Genomic DNA, 19,117 nt, shown 5'->3' with positions numbered 1-19,117 from the left:
CTCAGACGCGGAAGGGGAAGCCGTACGTGTGCACCGCGACGTTCTCGCGGCCCGCGGTGTCACCTGCGGCGTCGGCGGCCCGGCCCTGCTCCTCGTACTTGCGCAGGACGGCGAGCATCTCCTTGTTGAGTGCGGTGAGTTCGTCCGCCGTCAGGCGCATGCTCGACTCGGAGGACTGGGCCGCGGCGTTCCAGGGCTCGCCCCAGTGGGCACGCTCGTCGAGGAAGCGGCGGTACATGTCGGCACGCTGTTCGAAGAAGAGCCTGCTGGCGGCGGTGAGGGCGGCCGCCTTCTCCGGGGCGTCGCGGAAGTCCTCGTCGCGGATGCTCACGCCGTCGGAGGCGGGCTGCCACCACCGCTCCCTGCCGTCCGCGCTCTGTGGCTCCGCCTCCTCGATGAGACCGTGCTCGGCCAGCTTGCGCAGGTGATAGCTGACCAGCGAGACAGCCTCGTCGACCTGTTCGGCGAGCTGCGACGCGGTGGCGACCCGCGCAACGTTCAGGGCACGCGCCAGCCTCATCCGCAGCGGATGCGCAAGCGCCTTGAGCGTGCCCAGGTCCGTGATCCTGCGATCCCTCTCCCTGCCTGTCATGTCCACCGACCCTAGATACGAAAGAGAAGTTGCGCAATATATATTGCGCAACTTCTCTTTCGTATCTAGGGATGCATCAGGACGGCAAAAGGCCCCGGCGCCCGTCGAGGGCACCGGGGCCAAGGCCTCAGCGCAGCGTCACCGCACGGGATGTCCCGCCTCGCGCAGCGCCTGCTTCACCTCGCCGATCCGCAGGTCGCCGAAGTGGAAGACGGAGGCGGCGAGGACGGCGTCCGCACCCGCTCCGACGGCCGGGGCGAAGTCGGCCAGCCGGCCCGCGCCGCCGGAGGCGATGACCGGGATGGTGACGTGCTTGCGGACCGCCGCGATCATCTCCAGGTCGTAGCCGTCCTTGGTGCCGTCCGCGTCCATCGAGTTGAGCAGGATCTCCCCCGCGCCCAGCTCGGCGGCCCGGTGCGCCCACTCGACCGCGTCGATGCCGGTGCCGCGGCGGCCGCCGTGGGTGGTGACCTCGAAGGTGCCTGCGGGGGTGCGGCGGGCGTCCACCGACAGGACCAGGACCTGGCGGCCGAAGCGTTCCGCGATCTCCCGGATCAGGTCCGGGCGGGCGATCGCGGCCGTGTTGACGCCCACCTTGTCGGCGCCCGCCCGCAGCAGCTTGTCGACGTCCTCGGCCGTGCGCACCCCGCCGCCGACGGTCAGCGGGATGAAGACCTGCTCGGCGGTGCGGCGCACCACGTCGTAGGTGGTCTCGCGGTCTCCGGAGGACGCCGTGATGTCCAGGAAGGTCAGCTCGTCGGCGCCCTCCGTGTCGTACACCTTGGCCATCTCGACCGGGTCGCCCGCGTCCCGCAGGTTCTGGAAGTTGACGCCCTTGACGACCCGGCCGTTGTCCACGTCCAGGCAGGGGATGACTCGGACCGCCAGGGTCATGCCGTGGCCTCCCCTCGGTACGCCTCCACCTCGACCTCGACGACCAGGCTGGGGTCCACGAAGCCGGAGACGATGATCATCGACGCGGCGGGCCGGACGGAGTCGAACAGCTCCTTGTGGGCGCGTCCGACATCGTCCACGTCCCGGGCGTGGGTGACGTACATACGTGTCCGCACCACATCGTCACGGCCGAGGCCCAGCTGCCCCAGCGCCGCGAACGCGACGTTGAAGGAGTTGACCGTCTGCTCGTAGGGGCCGCCCCCGGCGATCTCGCCGTCCACTATGGAGGTGCAGCCGGAGACCAGCACCAGGCCGTTGGGCAGTTCCACCGCGCGGGAGTACCCGAAGGCGTCCTCCCAGGGCGCGCCCGTCGTGACACGTCGCAGCTCACTCACGGGGACACTGCCTCCAGTGCTTCTTCCAAGGTGAACGCCTTGGCGTAGAGGGCCTTCCCGACGATGGCGCCCTCGACACCGAGGGGTACCAGCTCGGCCAGCGCGCGGAGGTCGTCCAGCGACGACACGCCGCCGGAGGCCACGACCGGCCGGTCCGTCGCCGCGCAGACGTTCTTCAGGAGCTCCAGGTTCGGGCCCTGGAGGGTGCCGTCCTTGGCGATGTCGGTGACGACGTAGCGTGCGCAGCCCTCCTGGTCGAGGCGGGCCAGCGTCTCGTAGAGGTCACCGCCGTCGCGGGTCCAGCCGCGGCCGCGCAGGGTCGTGCCCTTGACGTCCAGGCCCACCGCGATCTGGTCACGGTGCTCGGCGATGACCTTGGCGACCCACTCCGGGCTCTCCAGGGCGGCCGTGCCGAGGTTCACCCGGCGGCAGCCGGTGGCCAGCGCGGCCGCCAGCGAGGCGTCGTCCCGGATACCGCCGGAGAGCTCCACCTTGATGTCCATCGCCCCGGCGACCTCGGCGATCAGCTCGCGGTTGTCGCCGGTGCCGAACGCGGCGTCCAGGTCGACCAGGTGCAGCCACTCGGCGCCCGACCGCTGCCAGGCGAGGGCGGCCTCCAGCGGGGAGCCGTAGGAGGTCTCGGTTCCCGACTCGCCGTGCACGAGGCGGACGGCCTGGCCGTCGCGGACGTCGACGGCGGGGAGGAGTTCGAGCTTGCTCACAGTGTTCCGATCCAGTTGGTGAGGAGCTGGGCGCCGGCGTCGCCGGACTTCTCGGGGTGGAACTGGGTGGCCCACAGGGCGCCGTTCTCCACGGCCGCCACGAACGGCTTGCCGTGCGTCGACCAGGTCACGAGCGGGGCCCGCAGCGAGGCGTTGTGCGTCTCCAGCGACCAGTCCTGGACGGCGTAGGAGTGCACGAAGTAGAAGCGGGCGTCGGTGTCCAGGCCCGCGAACAGCTCGGAGCCGGCCGGTGCGTCCACGGTGTTCCAGCCCATGTGGGGCACGATCTCGGCCTGGAGCGGCTCGACCGAGCCGGGCCACTCGTCGAGCCCCTCGGTCTCCACGCCGTGCTCGATGCCGCGCGCGAACAGGATCTGCATGCCGACGCAGATGCCCATCACCGGCCGTCCGCCGGACAGCCGCCGGCCGATGATCCAGTCCCCGCGGGCCCCGCGCAGGCCCTCCATGCAGGCGGCGAAGGCGCCGACGCCGGGCACCAGCAGCCCGTCCGCGTTCATCGCCTTGTCGAAGTCACGGGTTATCTCGACGTCGGCCCCGGCGCGGGCGAGCGCCCGCTCGGCGGAGCGGACGTTCCCGAAGCCGTAGTCGAAGACAACGACCTTTTTCGCGGATCCGCTCAATTCCACACCTCCAGCCTCATGATGCCCGCCACCAGGCACATCGCGGCTCCTATCGAGAGCAGCACGATCAGGCTGGTGGGCATCTTCTGCTTGACGAAGGAGATGATTCCGCCGACCAGGAAGAGGCCGACGACGATCAGCAGGGTGTTGAGCCCGTTCATGGCTTACAGAGCGCCCTTCGTCGAGGGGAGGATGCCGGCCGCGCGCGGGTCGCGCTCGGAGGCGTAGCGCAGCGCCCTGGCGAGCGCCTTGAACTGGCATTCCACGATGTGGTGTGCGTTGCGCCCATAGGGCACGTGCACATGCAGGGCGACCTGGGCCTGGGCCACGAAGGACTCCAGGATGTGCCGGGTCATGGTGGTGTCGTACTCGCCGATCATCGGGGCCATGTGCTCCGGCTCCGTGTGCACGAGGTACGGGCGGCCGGACAGGTCCACCGTGACCTGGGCGAGGGACTCGTCCAGCGGGACCGTGCAGTTGCCGAAGCGGTAGATGCCGACCTTGTCGCCGAGCGCCTGCTTGAAGGCGGCGCCGAGGGCGAGGGCGGTGTCCTCGATGGTGTGGTGCGAGTCGATGTGGAGATCGCCGTCGGTCTTCACGGTGAGGTCGAACAGACCGTGCCGGCCGAGCTGGTCGAGCATGTGGTCGTAGAAGCCGACGCCGGTGGCGATGTCGGTCTTCCCGGTGCCGTCGAGGTCGATCTCGACGAGGACCGAGGTCTCCTTGGTGGTGCGCTCCACGCGCCCTACGCGGGTCATGCGTCCAGCTCCTTCTTGACTTCACGTACCGCGTCGAGGAACGCGTCGTTCTCTTCGGGGGTTCCGGCGGACACCCGCAGGAAGCCGGGCACGCCGTTGTCGCGGACCAGGACCCCGCGGTCGAGGATCCCCTGCCAGGCCCGGTGGGGGTCCTCGAACCGCCCGAACTGCACGAAGTTCGCGTCGGACTCGGTGACCTCCAGGCCGAGCGCGCGCATCTCGGCGACCAGCCGGTCCCGCTCGGTCTTCAGCTGCTCGACGTACTTCAGCAGGGTGTCGGTGTGCTCCAGGGCGGCCAGCGCGGTCGCCTGGGTGATCGCCGACAGGTGGTACGGCAGCCGGACGAGCTGTACGGCGTCCACCACCGCGGGGTGCGCGGCGAGATAGCCGAGGCGCAGGCCGGCCGCGCCGAACGCCTTCGACATGGTCCGGGAGACGACGAGATTCGGCCGACCTTCGAGCAGCGGCAGCAGCGAGGCGCCGTGGCTGAACTCGATGTACGCCTCGTCGACGATCACCATGGACGGCCGGGCCGCCTGGGCCGCGTCGTACAGCGCGAGGACGGTCTCGGCCGGCACCGCGTTGCCCGTGGGGTTGTTGGGGGTCGTGACGAACACGACGTCGGGCCGGTGCTCGGCGATCGCGCGGGTGGCGGCCTCGGTGTCGATGGTGAAGTCGGCCTCGCGCGGACCGGAGATCCAGCCCGTGCCGGTGCCGCGCGCGATCAGCGAGTGCATCGAGTACGACGGCTCGAAGCCGAGTGCGGTACGGCCCGGTCCGCCGAAGGTCTGCAGCAGCTGCTGGATGACCTCGTTGGAGCCGTTGGCCGCCCAGACGTTCTCGATGGTGAGCGGGTGGTTGCCGGTCTTCGTCAGGTACCTGGCCAGCTCGGTGCGGAGCTGGACGGCGTCCCGGTCGGGGTAGCGGTTCAGGTCCCGGGCGGCCTCGCGCACCCGCTCGGCGATCCGCTCGACCAGCGGCTCGGGCAGCGGGTAGGGGTTCTCGTTGGTGTTCAGCCGTACGGCGACGTCCAGCTGGGGCGCGCCGTAGGGGGACTTGCCGCGCAGCTCGTCCCGTACGGGGAGATCGTCGATTCCGAAGTTCACTTGCTCGCCGGTACCTTCCACCCGAACCTCGCCTTGATCGCCGCGCCGTGTGCCGGCAGGTCCTCCGCCTCCGCCAGCGTGACCACGTGGTGCGCGACCTCGGCCAGCGCGTCTTCGGTGTAGTCGACGATGTGGATGCCACGCAGGAAGGACTGCACGGACAGCCCGGAGGAGTGGCAGGCGCAGCCGCCGGTGGGCAGCACGTGGTTGGACCCGGCGGCGTAGTCGCCGAGGGAGACCGGCGCCCAGGGGCCGACGAAGATCGCGCCCGCGTTGCGGACCCGGTCGGCCACCGCCGCGGCGTCCGCGGTCTGGATCTCCAGGTGTTCGGCGCCGTACGCGTCGACGACCCGCAGGCCCTCCTCGACGCCGTCGACCAGGACGATCGCGGACTGCCTGCCCTTAAGCGCCGGGACGATCCGGTCGTCGACGTGCTTGGTGGCCGTGACCTGCGGCTCCAGCTCCTTGGCCACCGCGTCCGCGAGCTCGACGGAGTCGGTGACCAGGACGGCGGCGGCCAGCGGGTCGTGCTCGGCCTGGCTGATCAGGTCGGCGGCGACGTGCACCGGGTCGGCGGTGGCGTCCGCGAGGACCGCGATCTCGGTGGGGCCGGCCTCGGCGTCGATGCCGATCCGGCCGGTGAAGTAGCGCTTGGCGGCGGCGACCCAGATGTTGCCGGGGCCGGTGACCATGGTGACGGGCGGGCAGGACTCGGTGCCGTACGCGAACATCGCGACGGCGGAGGCACCGCCGGCCGCGTACACCTCGTCGACGCCGAGCAGGGCGCAGGCGGCCAGGATCGTCGGGTGCGGCAGGCCCTCGAACTCGGCCTGCGGCGGGGAGGCGAGCGCGATGGACTCGACGCCGGCCTCCTGCGCGGGCACCACGTTCATGACCACCGAGGACGGGTAGACCGACCGTCCGCCGGGCGCGTACAGCCCGACGCGCTCCACGGGCACCCACTTCTCGGTCACGGACCCGCCCGGCACGACCTGGGTGGTGTGGCTCGTACGGCGCTGCTCGCGGTGGACCAGACGGGCGCGCCGGACGGACTCCTCCAGGGCCGCGCGCACGGCCGGGTCCAGCTCCTCCAGCGCCTTGGCCAGGGCCTCGGCAGGCACCCGCACCTGCTTCAGGGTGACCCCGTCGAACTTCTCGGCGAAGTCGATCAGCGCCGCGTCGCCCCGATGATGCACGGCCTCGCAGATCGGACGCACCTTCTCCAGGGCGGCCGAGACGTCGAAGTCGGCTCGGGGCAGCAGGTCGCGCAGGGCGAGTCCCTCGGGGAGGGCATCGCCGCGCAGATCGATACGAGCCATAGGGAAATGTTGGAGCACAGGCTCAATTCTCTCAGACGGCACTCGGGGCCCGTTCGCGCGTATCAATGGCTGATACAGAACGTGAGCCGACGGCCGGTACATAGCCTGGCCGGAACCCGGAAGATCACCCTCACTTCTTGTGTTCGAGAGGTGACGGAGCGGGCATCACCGCTGGGCGAACACCTGACTGGCGAGTAGCTGAGGAAGAAGGAAGAGCCGTGACCGAGGGGGTCCGGGACGGGGAACTGCCGGACGATCTGACCGCGGCCGAGGCCGGGATGTGGCAGGCCTTCCGCAACGGCAGTGTGTACGACCTGAGCAGCGGTGACGCGCAGGTGGACGATCCGCACGGCGGCCATCCCTGGGGGCCCGAGCGGACCGTGCGGGCGCGGATCGTCTGCTGGCTGCTGCTCGACGGGCCGCCGGCGCTCGCGGGCCGGGTGGCCGCGCTGAAGCTGGCCGGCCTGCGGATCACCGGCGCCCTGGACCTGGCGGGCGGCGCCGTCACCCCGTACGTGGAGCTGCGCGGCTGCCGGTTCGACGACGAGGTGCTGCTGCCGGAGGCGCACTTCACCACCGTGCGGCTGGTCGACTGCGCGGTGCCGCGCCTGGAGGCGGCCCGGGTGCGCACGGAGGGTGACCTCCATCTGCCGCGCTGCCGTTTCCTCGCCGGGGTCCGGCTGACCGACGCGCACATCGGCACCGATCTGCTGTTGAACCAGGCGGTGGTCTACCGGGACCGCAGCGGGCGGTCGATCGCGGCGGACGGCATGACCGTCGGGCAGGATCTGCAGGCGGACCTCCTGGAGTCGTACGGGGAGCTGAGCCTGCGCAGCGCCAAGGTGGGCGTCTCGCTGAGCCTGCGCGGGGCCCGGCTGCGCAATCCCCACGGGCGGTTCGCGCTGAACGCGCCCCAGCTGACCGTCGGCCGCACCCTGTACCTGACCCCGGCCGGGGTGGGCGGCCCCTGGCAGAGCGGCACGACCCCGGCACACGGGACCCGGATCCAGCGGTTCGAGTGCCAGGGCGGGATCCGGCTGGACGACGGGCGGTTCGGGGACGCCGTCGACCTGGAGCGGGCGCGGTTCACCTTCACGGACGACCAGGAGCTGTCGCTGCGCCGGGTGCAGGCGCCGGAGCTGCGGTTCCTCGGGGAGGAGCCGCAGCGTGGCCGGGTGGTGCTGTCGGGCGCCCGGACCGTGAACCTGGTGGACGGGGCGGCCGGCTGGCCGGGCCCCGGGCGGCTGCACATGGGCGGCTTCGTCTACGAGAACCTGGTTCCGCAGGGTCCGTTCCCGCTGACCCGGCGCCTGGAGTGGGTGGCGGCGGCGACCGCCGAGTACAACCCGGAGCCGTACGAGCGGCTCGCGACCGTGCTGCGGGCCGCCGGCGAGGACGAGGACGCGCGCGAGGTGCAGCTCGCCAAGCAGCGCCGGCGGCGCGAGACGCTGCCGGTCGCGGCCAAGTTCTGGGGGTACGTGCAGGACCTGACGGTGGCCTACGGCTACCGGCCGGGCCGGGCGGCGGTGTGGATGACCGTGCTGTGGGCGGCGGGCACGCTCGCCTTCGCCCACGCCCCGCACCCGCCGATGGGGTCCGGCGGGCATCCGGTCTGGGACCCGGCGCTGTTCGTCCTCGATCTGCTGCTGCCGGTGATCGACCTGGGCCAGGCCGGCCAGTGGCGCCTCAGCGGCGGCTGGCAGTGGGCGGCCGCCGTGATGATCCTGCTGGGCTGGATCCTGGCGACGACGGTGGCGGCGGGGGCCACGCGGCTGCTGAGGCGCGGGTAGGCGCGGCCCGCCGCGCCTGACGGGTACCGACACGGGCACCGACGGGCACCGATCGGAAGCGGAACTGACAGGTACTCAACAGGTGAGCACCTCTCACCTTTTACCTTCCCTTGACCTGGAACCATACAACTTTCACGGAGTTGGCCTGGTGGTCTGGCGCGCGCCCGATCTGCGGACTTTCAATGGCGACACCATGGCTTCGCTGCGTGCGCTGTTCCGTTCCGCACGGACCGCAAGGACCGCCCCGCGCCCCGCCCTCGGCCCGCTGCCGGCCGACGACGAGGTCTTCCTCGACGCGCCCGACGAGCGGCTCTCCCCCGTGCTGGTCGCGGCCGGCCGGGGCGAGTACCAGCCCGCCGCACGGCTGCTGGCCGGCACCAGGGCCGCGGCCGAGTGGGAGGTACGGGACCGGTACGTGCACCGGCTCGCCCTGTTCGCCCGTTCCCGGGCCGAGTGGCTGGACGACTGGTCCACGGCCGCCCCTCACGACCCGGACCTGCTCCTGCTGCGCGCCCAGCTGGCGGTGGACCAGGCCTGGCCCTCCCCGGCCCGGACCGAGTTGCTACGCGCGGTGAGTCCGCTGATCACGGCCGCCGCTCGCGGCGACGACCGCGACCCGGTGCCGTGGCGGGTGGCGCTGGACCACGCACGCGGCTCCAACGCCGGACACAAGTACTTCGAGGAGCTGTGGGAGGCGGCGGTCCGCCGCGCCCCGCACCACCACGGCTGCCATGTGGCGGCCGTGCGCTATCTGGGCACGTACTGGCACGGCTCGCACAGCGAGTGCTTCGACTTCGCCGACCTGGCCGCCCAGGACGCCCCGGCCGACTCCCTCGTACAGGCCCTCCCGGCCCGGGCGGCCTTCGCCTATCTCACCGACGGCTGCGGCCCGGTGGTACCGCGCGCCCGCCTGGACGCGGCGGCCGACCGGGCGATCGCGCTCTCCGCCCGGTTCCCGGCGGCCGACCCCTGGCCGGCCGAGGTCCGCAACAAGCTGATGTATCTCCTGGTCCGGCTGGAACGCTGGGAGGCCGCCCGCACCCAGCTGCAGCTGATCGGCCCGTACGTCACCTCGTTCCCCTGGGACCGCCTGTCCGACGACCCGCTGGGCCATTTCGTACGGCTCCGCGCGCACCTGCTGGCCGGCACGGAACCCCTCCCCGAGACCGGACCGATCCCCTCGCAGCAGAGCGCGGGGCGCCCACGGGCCGAGCACGGCGGACACGTCCCCGCCGATGACCACTAGGCTGTGGCGCCGTGACCACCGTCCGTCTTCCCCTCTTCCCGCTGAACTCGGTGCTGTTCCCGGGGCTCGTGCTGCCGCTCAACATCTTCGAGGAGCGCTATCGCGCCATGATGCGCGATCTCCTGAAGACCCCCGAGGAGGAACCGCGCCGGTTCGCCGTCGTGGCGATCCGCGACGGCCACGAGGTGGCACCGAGCGCGCCGGGCATGCCGGACCCGACGGCCCAGCCCGATCGGGGTCCGGCGGCCGGCTTCGGGCCCGACCCCCTCAAGTCCTTCCACCGGGTGGGCTGTGTGGCGGACGCGGCGACGATCCGGGAGCGGGCGAACGGCACGTTCGAGGTGCTGGCGACCGGGACCAGCCGGGTGCGGCTGCTCTCCGTCGACACCTCGGGGCCGTTCCTGACGGCCGAGCTGGAGGAGCTGCCGGAGGAACCGGGCGACGAGGCGGGCGCGCTGGCGGAGGGGGTGCTGCGGGCCTTCCGTCAGTACCAGAAGCGGCTGGCGGGGGCGCGGGAGCGCTCGCTGTCGACGGGCGTCGAGCTTCCCGACGAACCGTCCGTGGTCTCCTACCTGGTCGCGGCGGCGATGATGCACGACATCCCCACCAAGCAGCGGCTGCTCCAGGCTCCCGACACCGCCTCCCGGCTCCGCGACGAGCTGAAACTGCTTCGCTCCGAGACGGCGATCATCCGTAACCTGCCGTCACTGCCCGCGGCGGAGCTGACGCGGGCGCCGACGAGTCTGAACTGAGCCGGGGTCCCTGCCATGCCGAAGAAGCCGAACAAGAAGCAGCAGCCCGGAGGCACGCCGGCGACGGTGGCCCTGACCGCGGCGGGCGTGGACTTCACCGTCCACTCCTACGACCACGACCCCTCCCACCCGTCCTACGGCGAGGAGGCGGCGGAGGCGATGGGCGTGTCCCCCGACCGGGTCTTCAAGACCCTGGTCGCGGACGTGGACGGTGCGCTCACGGTCGCGGTGGTGCCGGTGGCGGGGAGTCTGGACCTGAAGGCCCTGGCGACGGCGGTCGGCGGCAAACGCGCGGCGATGGCCGACCCGGCCCTGGCCGAACGCACGACGGGCTACGTCCGCGGCGGCATCTCCCCGCTGGGCCAGCGCAAGAAGCTCCCCACGGTCCTGGACGCGTCGGCGTCGTCCCACCCCACGATCTGCGTCTCGGCGGGCCGCCGCGGCCTGGAGGTCGAACTGTCCCCGACGTCCCTGGCCGACCTGACGAACGCGACCCTGGCGCCCATCGGGCGTGCGTGACCTCTCGACGGAGCTCCCTTTCTCGGTTAATTACGGGAGACATGTCGAAGAAGACACGGAAACGGAAGTGGCGCACGAAGAAGGGTCACGCGAACCACGGTCGCCGTCCGGCATAGGGAGTACGGGCGGGGGTGCGGTGAGCTGCCGACCGCGGGCCGTGCGCGGCCGGTCGCGCAGTTCCCCGCGCCCCTGACCCTGCCGACCACCCGCTCCTGCCACGCCGCCCGGCGGGCAGGAGCGGCGGTACGAGACGCTACGCCGGCGGAGCCGCGTACGGTCCGTGCTCGTAGGGCGGCTCCGGGTCCCGTGGGCCGAACAGCGCCATCAGTCCCAGATGCACCAGCAACGCCGACAGCGACCACGCCAGCAACGCCCCCTTCGCCCCCAGCTTCAGCGGCGCCGAGAACGTCACCCCCTTGCCCACGGCCTTCGCATGCGCGATCACGTCCTGCTCCGGCCCCAGCCACACCCCCAGCCGCCACGCCAGCAGCGACCCGAGCACTCCCCCGATGCCCAGCGCCACCACCAGCGGCACACCCCCGCGCCGCTGCCACAGGAACACCACCGCCGCGCTCACCGCCCCGAACGCCAGGGCCAGCAACGTGAACGTGCCGTCCACCCCCGCCGCCTGCTCCCCCTCGGTGTCCTTGAGGTAGACCGCCCAGCCCTTGGTGGACTCGTCCCCCACCAGCGGCACATGCGGCGCCAGCCACAGCCACAGCAGCCCGAGCAGCACCCCGCTCACCGCCACCGCGAGAACGATCACCGCGGCCTGCCGCAGTTCGGTCTTCATCCCGGGACCGTCCTGTCCGTACTCTGCCTCGGCCGTCCCGGCAGGCGGCGGCGCCTGCCAGGCCTGGTGCGAGGACTGGTCGTGCGGCGGCGGAGGCGGCGTCAACGGTGCGGTCACCCTGACATCGTGCCAGGCCGGTCTGTGCGGCGCGTCACCGGACGGCGGCCCGCCGGTACGCCCAGGTGGCGACGGCCAGCGAGACGACCCCCACGCCGGCACACACGCCCAGGTCAGCGAGGACCACGGCCCAGTCGGGCTGTGCCCCGAAGGTCCGGGCGTAGGCCTCCACGCCGTACGTCGACGGCAGCAGGTCGCGCGCGAGCCGAATGATCCCCGGCATCCGGTCCGGCGGCAGCACCCCGAGCAGCAGCGCCGCCGACATGCCCAGCTGCCCGAGCAGCGTGGCGAGTTCGGGCCGTGACGCGAGCAGCCCGCAGGCGGCGCCGAGCCCGGACAGGGCCGCCCCCGCCAGCGGGATCACGGCGAGGAGAACCCACAGGTTGCTCAGCGGCAGCCCGAACAGCACACACCCGAAGACGGCCGTCACCAGCGTCCCCGGCACCGTGAAGGAGGCGTACGCCGCGGCCGCCCCGAGCACCACGGAGGCCGGCGGCACCGGCAGCGTGGCGTAGTGGTCGAGGCCGCCGCTCGCCCGCAGCTGCCCGAAGTACTGCGCCAGCAGGTTCAGGGCCACATAGGCGACGACCACCACCGACGACCCCGCCACCACCGACTGGGCCTCGCCGCGGCTGTCCACCACCCCCCGCATCATGATCATGATGCCGACGGACTGGAAGGTCGCGACGAACAGCAGCGGAATCCGCGCCACCCGGGCACGGGACAGCTGCGCCCGGTAGACGGCCACCAGCGACGGCCACAGACGCGCACGCGGGCCCAGCTCGACCGCCGGGCGCGGCACCGTCTCCTCCAGGGCCAGGACACCGCCCGGCAGAACCTCCGCGGGTACGACACTCACGTCGCGCAGCTCCTCTTCCCAACGGCATCCACGGCACGTACGGCCGCCGCGCCTTCCCGTACGGGCCCGGTCGCCCCGGCGTTCACGCTCATGCCTTCACCAGCCCCTGCCGTGCGGCGCCGCCCAGCGCCAGATAGACGTCCTCCAGGCTGGGCGTGGCGAGGGTGAAGTCGTCCAGGGCGGCGAAGGCGGCCCCGCCGGTCACCGTGGCGACGACGGCACGCGCCTCCTCGGGTGCGAGCCGCAGCGTCCAGCGCCGGCCGGACTCGACGGCACGCTCCCGCAGGACGGCCACCTCGGGCACGTCCAGCGGGGCCCGCTCCCGCCACACCAGTTCGACCCGGACCTCGCCGGCGACCCGTTCCTTGAGCCCGGACGGGGTGTCACAGGCGATGACCCGCCCCTGGTCGAGCACGGCGACCCGGTCGAGGACCGTCTCGGCCTCGATCACGTTGTGGGTGACCAGGACGACGGTCGCGCCGTGCTCGGCCCGCCGCCGGTCGACGGCGGCCCACACGGCCCGCCGGGCCACCGGATCCATCCCGGTCGTCGGCTCGTCGAGCACCAGCAACGGCCGCTCCCCGACGAGCGCCGCGGCGAAACAGGCCAGCCGCCGCTGCCCTCCGGAGAGCTTCTTGATCGCCTGCCCGGCGAGGGGGCCGAGCCCCAGCTCATCGAGCACGGCGTCCCGCTCGGCGCGGGCCCGCCGTACGTCCAGGCCGCGCAGCCGCCCGGTGGTCTCGGCGGCGAGGGACACGGTCAGCTCGTCCAGGGCGCTGGACTCCTGCCCGAGATAGGCGAGGATCCGTGCGGCCCGCTCCGGGTGCCGCACGATGTCGTGCCCGAGGATCTCGACGGTGCCGGTGTCGGGCCGCAGCAGCCCGGTGAGCTGTCGTACGAGGGTCGACTTGCCGGCGCCGTTCGGCCCGAGCAGCCCGAAGATCTCACCGCAGCGGACATCGAGGTCCACCCGGTCGGTGGCCCGGACCTCCGGCACCGCGGGGGTCCCGCGCCGCCCTTTGACCGCGGCGTAGGTCTTGGTCAGCCCACGCACGGCACACACCACGTCACTCTGCTGCCGAAGTGCCCGACCCACGCCCGTACTCACAAGGGACGAGACTACGGGGTCGCCCCCGTTTACTCGTCTTTGGGGCCGTCGGCTTCGCGTCCCGGCGCTCACTCATTCGGCGGGTGCATGCTCCGCCGCCCCCGCCGGCACATCGATCTCTCTCCAGAACCCCGCCCGAATGGCGTACCGGTCGTGCTCGTCGATCTGGTCGTCCTTGTGGGCCAGCAACCCGAACCGGGCGGCGTACCGCAGCAGCTCCCCGTCGATCCGATGCGGAATCCGCGGATACATCCCGGACAGCTTCTGCACATGGTTCTGGTCGCCCAGCCGCGAGATCCACCGCCGTGCGAACACCTGCCCGACCTCGAAGGGATCCCCGCCGACGGTCGTGATGTCCTCCTCCCGGTCGGCCCACCGCTGCTCCGCGGTCGTCAGCTGCGCCAGCGTCGGCATGGAGGTGGCCTCCGCGGGCTCCGCGACGGTCCCCGGCCGGTCCACCCACCCCTTGTCGGAGGACCATCGCAGGGTCGCGGTGGTCGCCGGATTCTGCACCGGCTGCCCGCCCGGCGCCCGCAGCGCGGCGAGGTCCTTCGGCGTGGGCACCCCCTTGGGCGCCGGCACCCGCTCGACCGCCCCGTTCTCCGCCGCGCTCGCCACCGGCGCCCGCTCGGCCTCCTCGGCGCCCGGGTCGGCCGCGGCCGACAGTCCCGAATCGGGCAGCGGCGCGGAGAGGATCGCGGCGATCTCCGGCCGCGGCGCCGGCGGCGGCGCACAGACCGCGGTCAGCTCCTTCGCCCGTACCGCCTGGGTGATCCACGCGCGGTCCAGGACCCGCCGCTCGTCGGCCTCGGCGACCAGGTCCTCGGACTGGTTGTAGTCCCCGTCGGCGGCCTGCACGGCCCACAGGTGCACGGCGACCCCGTGCTCCTTCGCGGCCATCATGCCCGGCAGCAGATCGCCGTCTCCGGTCACCAGCACCACGTCGGAGCAGGCGCCGTTGCGGGCCAGCTCGGTCAGCTCGGCGTGCATGGCCGCGTCCACGCCCTTCTGCGCCCAGCGGCCGTCGCTTCGGGTCAGCGCGCCGAGCCGGACGGTCACCCGGGGCATCACGCGCAGCCGGCGGTGCTCCGGCTGCGGGACGCGGTCGGGGGCGCCGTCGAACCAGTAGATGCGCAGCAGTGGACGCTCGGTGTCGGATTCCGCGCGGTCGCGCAGCGCCTGGATGAGCGCGGCGTGGTCGACGGTGATCCGGGATCGGGAGGGCTCACCGGCGAGGAGACTGGCGGCGGCACCCAGCAGATACCCGGCGTCCACCAGGACAATGCAGCGGTCCACGCGACTCACCCTCTTTCCGGGAGGTTTGCTTTCGGGGCTTCCTTCGAGTCTGCCCGACGGCGCGGGGGTTAACGGCCCGAACTCGATCTTCGGCGTGGCGTTTCGGCACCTTGCTCTCCGACAAACCCTGTCACAGACGGTAATTATCCGAAATGCGTCCGTTGTCAGCCTATGTGAATCTGAATTCGGCCCCTAGATCCCCCACAGGAGGCAGATCACCATGGCCAAGAACAAGAACCGCAAGGGTGGCTCCCAGAACCGCACGCCGCAGGCCGAGCAGACCCACGAGCACGCGCAGCGTACGTCGACGGAGTCCCACGACTCGCCGGTGACGCACATCCAGGGCAGCCCCGCAGATGTTGCCCGGAAGCAGCAGAAGCGCTTCGGCCACAACTGAGCGGACTCACCAGGTCCCTCAGGGCTGTTGAAGCCCAGGCACACAGAAGGGGCGCACCCGTTCGCGGGTGCGCCCCTTCCGCGCGCGTACGGCCGTCAGCGCGTATTACGAGACCGTCGGCGCGTATACGACCGACGTCTAACCGGCCAGGCAGGACGGGCCGAGCAGCACCTTCAGGTCGCCGAAGAGCGCCGGGTCCGGCTTGACCCGGTGCCGGTCGAGGCGCAGTACGGTCGTCTTGGTCGGGCCCTGGAGCTTGATCCGTACCTCGCTGTCGCCCTTGTGGTGGCTGAGGATCTCGCCGAGGCGGCTGACCATGGGCGGGGTGATCCGGGTGGCCGGGATGGTGAGGATCACCGGTGCGTTGGCGCCCGCGGCGGACAGGTCGGGAATCGCCAGCTCCATCGCCACCAGGCGGGGCACGTCCTCGCGCTTGTCGAGGCGGCCCTTGACGAACACGACCGCGTCCTCGACGAGTTGGGTCGAGATCAGCTGGTAGGTCGCCGGGAAGAACATGCACTCGATGGAGCCCGCCAGGTCCTCGACGGTGGCGATCGCCCAGGCGTTGCCCTGCTTGGTCATCTTGCGCTGGAGGCCGGAGATGATCCCGCCGATGGTGACGACCGCGCCGTCGGCGTGCTCGCCGCCGGTCAGCTGCGCGATGCCCGCGTCGGCCTTGTCGGAGAGCACGTGCTCCAGGCCGAAGAGCGGGTGGTCGGAGACGTACAGACCGAGCATCTCCCGTTCCTGGGCGAGCAGATAGGTCTTGTCCCACTCGTCGGTGGTGAACTCCACGTCGAGGCCGAACCCGGGCTCGCTGCTGTCCTCCTCGCCCATCCCTCCGAAGAGGTCGAACTGGCCCTCGGCCTCCTTGCGCTTGACCTGCACCACGTTGTCGATCATCGGCTCGTACTGGGCGGTGAGGCCCTTGCGGGTGTGCCCGAGCGCGTCGAAGGCGCCCGCCTTGATGAGGGATTCCGTGGTCCGCTTGTTGCAGGCGGTGGCGTCGACCTTGTCCAGGTAGTCGGGGAAGGAGGCGAACTTCCCCTTCGCCTTGCGGGCCTTGATGATCGACTCGACGACGCCCGTGCCGACGTTGCGCACGGCCTCCAGGCCGAAGAGGATCACGTCGTCGCCCTGGGCGGCGAAGTTGTGCACCGACTCGTTGACGTTCGGCGGGAGCACCTTGATGCCCATGCGGCGGCACTCGTTGAGGTAGACGGCCGACTTGTCCTTGTCGTCCTTGACCGAGGTGAGCAGCCCGGCCATGTACTCGGCGGGGTGGTTCGCCTTCAGGTAGGCGGTCCAGTACGAGACCAGGCCGTACGCGGCGGAGTGCGCCTTGTTGAACGCGTATCCGGCGAAGGGGACCAGCACGTCCCACAGGGCCTGGATGGCCTCGTCGCTGAAGTCCTTGTCCCGGGCGCCCTTCTGGAAGAGGACGAAGTTCTTCGCCAGCTCGTCGGGCTTCTTCTTGCCCATCACGCGGCGCAGGATGTCGGCCTCGCCGAGCGAGTAGCCGGCGATGATCTGGGCGGCCTTCTGCACCTGCTCCTGGTAGACGATCAGGCCGTAGGTGACCGCGAGCACCTCTTCGAGGGGCTCCTCCAGCTCCTTGTGGATCGGGGTGATCTCCTGGAGCTTGTTCTTGCGCAGCGCGTAGTTGGTGTGCGAGTCCATGCCCATCGGGCCGGGACGGTAGAGCGCGGAGACGGCGGAGATGTCTTCGAAGTTGTCGGGCTTCATCAGGCGCAGCAGCGAGCGCATGGGGCCGCCGTCGAACTGGAAGACACCGAGGGTGTCGCCGCGCTGGAGGAGTTCGAAGGTCTTCGGATCGTCGAGCGGCAGGGCCAGCAGGTCGAGGTCGATGCCCTTGTTGGACTTCACCATCTTGACGGCGTCGTCCATGATCGTCAGGTTGCGCAGGCCGAGGAAGTCCATCTTCAGCAGGCCGAGCGACTCGCACTGCGGGTAGTCCCACTGCGTGATGGTCACGCCGTCGGTGTGCCGCACCCAGATCGGGGCGTGGTCGACGATGGGCTCGCTGGACATGATCACGCCGGCCGCGTGCACACCCATCTGCCGGACCAGGCCCTCGACGCCCTTGGCGGTGTCGATGACCTTCTTGACGTCCGGCTCGTTCTCGTACATCCCGCGGATCTCGCCCGCCTCGTTGTACCGCGGGTGCGAGGGGTTGGTGATGCCGTCCAGGTCGATGCCCTTGCCGAGGACGTCGGCGGGCATCGCCTTGGTGAGGCGGTCGCCCATCGCGTACGGGTAGCCCAGCACGCGCGCGGAGTCCTTGATGGCGTTCTTGGCCTTGATCTTGCCGTAGGTGCCGATCATGGCGACCTTGTCGGCGCCGTACTTCTCCGTCACATACCTGATCACCTCGACGCGCCGGCGCTCGTCGAAGTCGATGTCGACGTCGGGCATGGAGACGCGCTCGGGGTTGAGGAACCGCTCGAAGATCAGGCCGTGCGGGATCGGGTCGAGGTCGGTGATGCCCATGGCGTAGGCGACGATCGAGCCGGCCGCGGAGCCTCGGCCGGGGCCGACCGCGATGCCGTTGTTCTTGGCCCACATGATGAAGTCGGCGACCACGAGGAAGTAGCCCGGGAACCCCATCTGGATGATGACGTCCAGCTCGTACTCGACCTGCTTCTGGCGGTCGTCCGGGACGCCGCCGGGGAAGCGGCGCTCCATGCCGCGGCGGACCTCCTCCTTGAACCAGGTGACCTCGGTGTAGCCGTCCGGGATGTCGAACTTCGGCATGAGGTTCTTCGCCTCGAACATGCCGGTGGTGTCGACCATCTCGGCGACCAGGAGGGTGTTGGCGCAGCCCTGCTGCCAGGCGTCCGAGGAGTCGACGGCGTACATCTCGTCCGTGGACTTCAGGTAGTAGCCGGTGCCGTCGAACTTGAAGCGGTCCGGGTCGGAGAGGTTCTTGCCGGTCTGGATGCACAGCAGGGCGTCGTGGGCGGTCGCCTCGTGCGCGTACGTGTAGTGCGAGTCGTTCGTCACCAGCGGCGGGATGCCGAGCTTCTTGCCGATCTCCAGGAGGCCGTCGCGGACCCGGTGCTCGATCTCGATGCCGTGGTCCATCAGCTCCAGGAAGTAGCGGTCCTTGCCGAAGATGTCCTGGTAGTCGGCGGCCGCCTTCAGTGCCTCGTCGTACTGGCCGAGGCGGAGCCGGGTCTGGAGCTCGCCGGAGGGGCAGCCGGTGGAGGCGACGATCCCCTCGGACCACTGGGAGATCGTCTCCTTGTCCATCCGGGGCCACTTCTGCAGCCAGCCCTCGGCGTAGGCGTCGGAGGAGAGCCGGAAGAGGTTGTGCAGGCCGGTACTGTTCACCGCCCACATCGTCTTGTGGGTGTAACCACCGGAACCGGACACGTCGTCCCGCTTCTGGTGCGGCTGGCCCCACTGGATCTTGCGCTTGTTGCGCCGGGACTCGGGCGCGACGTACGCCTCGATCCCGATGATCGGGGTGACTCCGGCCTTCTGCGCGGTGTGGAAGAAGTCGTACGCCCCGTGCAGGTTGCCGTGGTCGGACATGGCGATGTGCGTCATGCCCATCTCGTTGCAGGCGTTGAACATGTCCTTCAGCCGCGCGGCACCGTCCAGCAGCGAGTACTGGGTGTGGACGTGCAGGTGCGTGAAAGGCGGCTTTGACACGGTTTCGGCCTCCAGAGGAAACAGGCGTCGACGATCTTCCGACCGACTGCGGACCGACTGCGGACAGTCTGGTGGGACGGCGAAATCCTATGCCTCGGCACTGACAATCCGCCCGCCACCCCGCGTACCTTCAGG

The 19,117-nt window shown here is 71.0% G+C and carries 19 protein-coding genes; 5 read left to right on the top strand and 14 right to left on the bottom strand.

The window, feature by feature from the left end:
- Position 1: 1 nt before the first annotated feature.
- From ACFWXC_RS21950 to hisD, 9 genes are all read right to left on the bottom strand, one after another.
- Entirely contained in the window at positions 2-592 is a 591-nt protein-coding gene (locus tag ACFWXC_RS21950) for an ArsR/SmtB family transcription factor (protein ID WP_384481039.1), read from the bottom strand.
- Between the two features lie 138 nt (positions 593-730).
- Positions 731-1,486 (bottom strand): imidazole glycerol phosphate synthase subunit HisF, encoded by a 756-nt coding sequence (hisF, locus tag ACFWXC_RS21945; RefSeq protein WP_384481037.1) that lies wholly within the window; start codon positions 1,484-1,486, stop codon positions 731-733.
- Positions 1,483-1,881 carry a RidA family protein gene (locus ACFWXC_RS21940; protein WP_384481035.1) on the bottom strand — a complete coding sequence of 133 codons (399 nt, stop codon included), beginning with the start codon at positions 1,879-1,881 and terminating at the stop codon, positions 1,483-1,485. Before ACFWXC_RS21940 ends, hisF begins: the two co-directional genes overlap by 4 nt.
- Positions 1,878-2,603 (bottom strand): bifunctional 1-(5-phosphoribosyl)-5-((5-phosphoribosylamino)methylideneamino)imidazole-4-carboxamide isomerase/phosphoribosylanthranilate isomerase PriA, encoded by a 726-nt coding sequence (gene priA, locus ACFWXC_RS21935; RefSeq protein ID WP_384481033.1) that lies wholly within the window; start codon positions 2,601-2,603, stop codon positions 1,878-1,880. The genes ACFWXC_RS21940 and priA overlap by 4 nt, the downstream gene beginning before the upstream one ends.
- Complete coding sequence (gene hisH / locus ACFWXC_RS21930; RefSeq protein WP_384481032.1) at positions 2,600-3,250, bottom strand: imidazole glycerol phosphate synthase subunit HisH; 651 nt, start codon at positions 3,248-3,250, stop codon at positions 2,600-2,602. The genes priA and hisH overlap by 4 nt, the downstream gene beginning before the upstream one ends.
- A complete protein-coding gene (locus ACFWXC_RS21925) occupies positions 3,241-3,405 on the bottom strand; it encodes a hypothetical protein (RefSeq protein ID WP_384481030.1) in 165 nt (54 codons plus the stop codon). Before ACFWXC_RS21925 ends, hisH begins: the two co-directional genes overlap by 10 nt.
- A 3-nt stretch (positions 3,406-3,408) precedes the next feature.
- Entirely contained in the window at positions 3,409-4,002 is a 594-nt protein-coding gene (gene hisB, locus ACFWXC_RS21920) for an imidazoleglycerol-phosphate dehydratase HisB (protein WP_365283146.1), read from the bottom strand.
- Positions 3,999-5,108 (bottom strand): histidinol-phosphate transaminase, encoded by a 1,110-nt coding sequence (locus ACFWXC_RS21915; RefSeq protein ID WP_384481028.1) that lies wholly within the window; start codon positions 5,106-5,108, stop codon positions 3,999-4,001. The genes hisB and ACFWXC_RS21915 overlap by 4 nt, the downstream gene beginning before the upstream one ends.
- Positions 5,105-6,427 (bottom strand): histidinol dehydrogenase, encoded by a 1,323-nt coding sequence (gene hisD, locus ACFWXC_RS21910; protein ID WP_384481026.1) that lies wholly within the window; start codon positions 6,425-6,427, stop codon positions 5,105-5,107. Before hisD ends, ACFWXC_RS21915 begins: the two co-directional genes overlap by 4 nt.
- Positions 6,428-6,645: 218 nt before the next feature.
- On the opposite strand from hisD, the gene ACFWXC_RS21905 reads away from it, so the two are divergent.
- The 4 genes from ACFWXC_RS21905 to ybaK all read left to right on the top strand — a co-directional run bounded on the left by ACFWXC_RS21905 (position 6,646) and on the right by ybaK (position 10,734).
- Positions 6,646-8,217: an oxidoreductase gene (locus ACFWXC_RS21905; RefSeq protein ID WP_384481024.1), complete on the top strand. Its 1,572-nt coding sequence runs from the start codon at positions 6,646-6,648 to the stop codon at positions 8,215-8,217.
- A 193-nt stretch (positions 8,218-8,410) separates the two neighbouring features.
- Complete coding sequence (locus tag ACFWXC_RS21900; RefSeq protein WP_384481022.1) at positions 8,411-9,463, top strand: hypothetical protein; 1,053 nt, start codon at positions 8,411-8,413, stop codon at positions 9,461-9,463.
- Positions 9,464-9,474: 11 nt separating this feature from the next.
- Positions 9,475-10,215, top strand: coding sequence for an LON peptidase substrate-binding domain-containing protein (locus tag ACFWXC_RS21895; RefSeq protein ID WP_384481020.1), 741 nt, complete (start codon positions 9,475-9,477; stop codon positions 10,213-10,215).
- Between the two features lie 15 nt (positions 10,216-10,230).
- Entirely contained in the window at positions 10,231-10,734 is a 504-nt protein-coding gene (gene ybaK / locus ACFWXC_RS21890) for a Cys-tRNA(Pro) deacylase (protein WP_384481018.1), read from the top strand.
- A 253-nt stretch (positions 10,735-10,987) separates the two neighbouring features.
- Here the strand turns inward: ybaK and ACFWXC_RS21885 are convergent, their stop codons facing one another.
- From ACFWXC_RS21885 to ACFWXC_RS21870, 4 genes are all read right to left on the bottom strand, one after another.
- Positions 10,988-11,644 carry an AAA family ATPase gene (locus tag ACFWXC_RS21885; protein ID WP_384481016.1) on the bottom strand — a complete coding sequence of 219 codons (657 nt, stop codon included), beginning with the start codon at positions 11,642-11,644 and terminating at the stop codon, positions 10,988-10,990.
- A 34-nt stretch (positions 11,645-11,678) separates the two neighbouring features.
- Positions 11,679-12,503 (bottom strand): ABC transporter permease, encoded by an 825-nt coding sequence (locus tag ACFWXC_RS21880; protein ID WP_384481014.1) that lies wholly within the window; start codon positions 12,501-12,503, stop codon positions 11,679-11,681.
- A gap of 88 nt (positions 12,504-12,591) precedes the next feature.
- Entirely contained in the window at positions 12,592-13,566 is a 975-nt protein-coding gene (locus ACFWXC_RS21875) for an ABC transporter ATP-binding protein (RefSeq protein ID WP_384481012.1), read from the bottom strand.
- Positions 13,567-13,683: 117 nt separating this feature from the next.
- Positions 13,684-14,907 carry an NYN domain-containing protein gene (locus ACFWXC_RS21870; protein ID WP_384481010.1) on the bottom strand — a complete coding sequence of 408 codons (1,224 nt, stop codon included), beginning with the start codon at positions 14,905-14,907 and terminating at the stop codon, positions 13,684-13,686.
- A gap of 220 nt (positions 14,908-15,127) precedes the next feature.
- Here ACFWXC_RS21870 and ACFWXC_RS21865 point away from each other — a divergent pair, with 220 nt between their 5' ends.
- Positions 15,128-15,304 (top strand): hypothetical protein, encoded by a 177-nt coding sequence (locus ACFWXC_RS21865; protein ID WP_384481009.1) that lies wholly within the window; start codon positions 15,128-15,130, stop codon positions 15,302-15,304.
- A gap of 138 nt (positions 15,305-15,442) precedes the next feature.
- Here ACFWXC_RS21865 and dnaE read toward each other — a convergent pair whose 3' ends face one another.
- Positions 15,443-18,982, bottom strand: coding sequence for a DNA polymerase III subunit alpha (gene dnaE, locus ACFWXC_RS21860; protein WP_384481007.1), 3,540 nt, complete (start codon positions 18,980-18,982; stop codon positions 15,443-15,445).
- Positions 18,983-19,117: the final 135 nt, after the last annotated feature.

The sequence above is a fragment of the Streptomyces sp. NPDC058683 genome (assembly GCF_042716195.1).
Lineage (GTDB): Bacteria > Actinomycetota > Actinomycetes > Streptomycetales > Streptomycetaceae > Streptomyces.
Note: the sequence above shows the minus strand (reverse complement) of the source record. Positions and strands in the feature narration are given on the sequence as shown.

Bases quoted from the DNA above. Each gene is read 5' to 3' on its own strand.
- ACFWXC_RS21950 (WP_384481039.1), bottom strand. From the start codon at position 592: ATGACAGGCAGGGAGAGGGATCGCAGGATCACGGACCTGGGCACGCTC.
- hisB (WP_365283146.1), bottom strand. From the start codon at position 4,002: ATGACCCGCGTAGGGCGCGTGGAGCGCACCACCAAGGAGACCTCGGTC.
- ACFWXC_RS21865 (WP_384481009.1), top strand. From the start codon at position 15,128: ATGGCCAAGAACAAGAACCGCAAGGGTGGCTCCCAGAACCGCACGCCG.
- ybaK (WP_384481018.1), top strand. From the start codon at position 10,231: ATGCCGAAGAAGCCGAACAAGAAGCAGCAGCCCGGAGGCACGCCGGCG.
- ACFWXC_RS21925 (WP_384481030.1), bottom strand. From the start codon at position 3,405: ATGAACGGGCTCAACACCCTGCTGATCGTCGTCGGCCTCTTCCTGGTC.
- hisD (WP_384481026.1), bottom strand. From the start codon at position 6,427: ATGGCTCGTATCGATCTGCGCGGCGATGCCCTCCCCGAGGGACTCGCC.
- ACFWXC_RS21900 (WP_384481022.1), top strand. From the start codon at position 8,411: ATGGCTTCGCTGCGTGCGCTGTTCCGTTCCGCACGGACCGCAAGGACC.
- hisF (WP_384481037.1), bottom strand. From the start codon at position 1,486: ATGACCCTGGCGGTCCGAGTCATCCCCTGCCTGGACGTGGACAACGGC.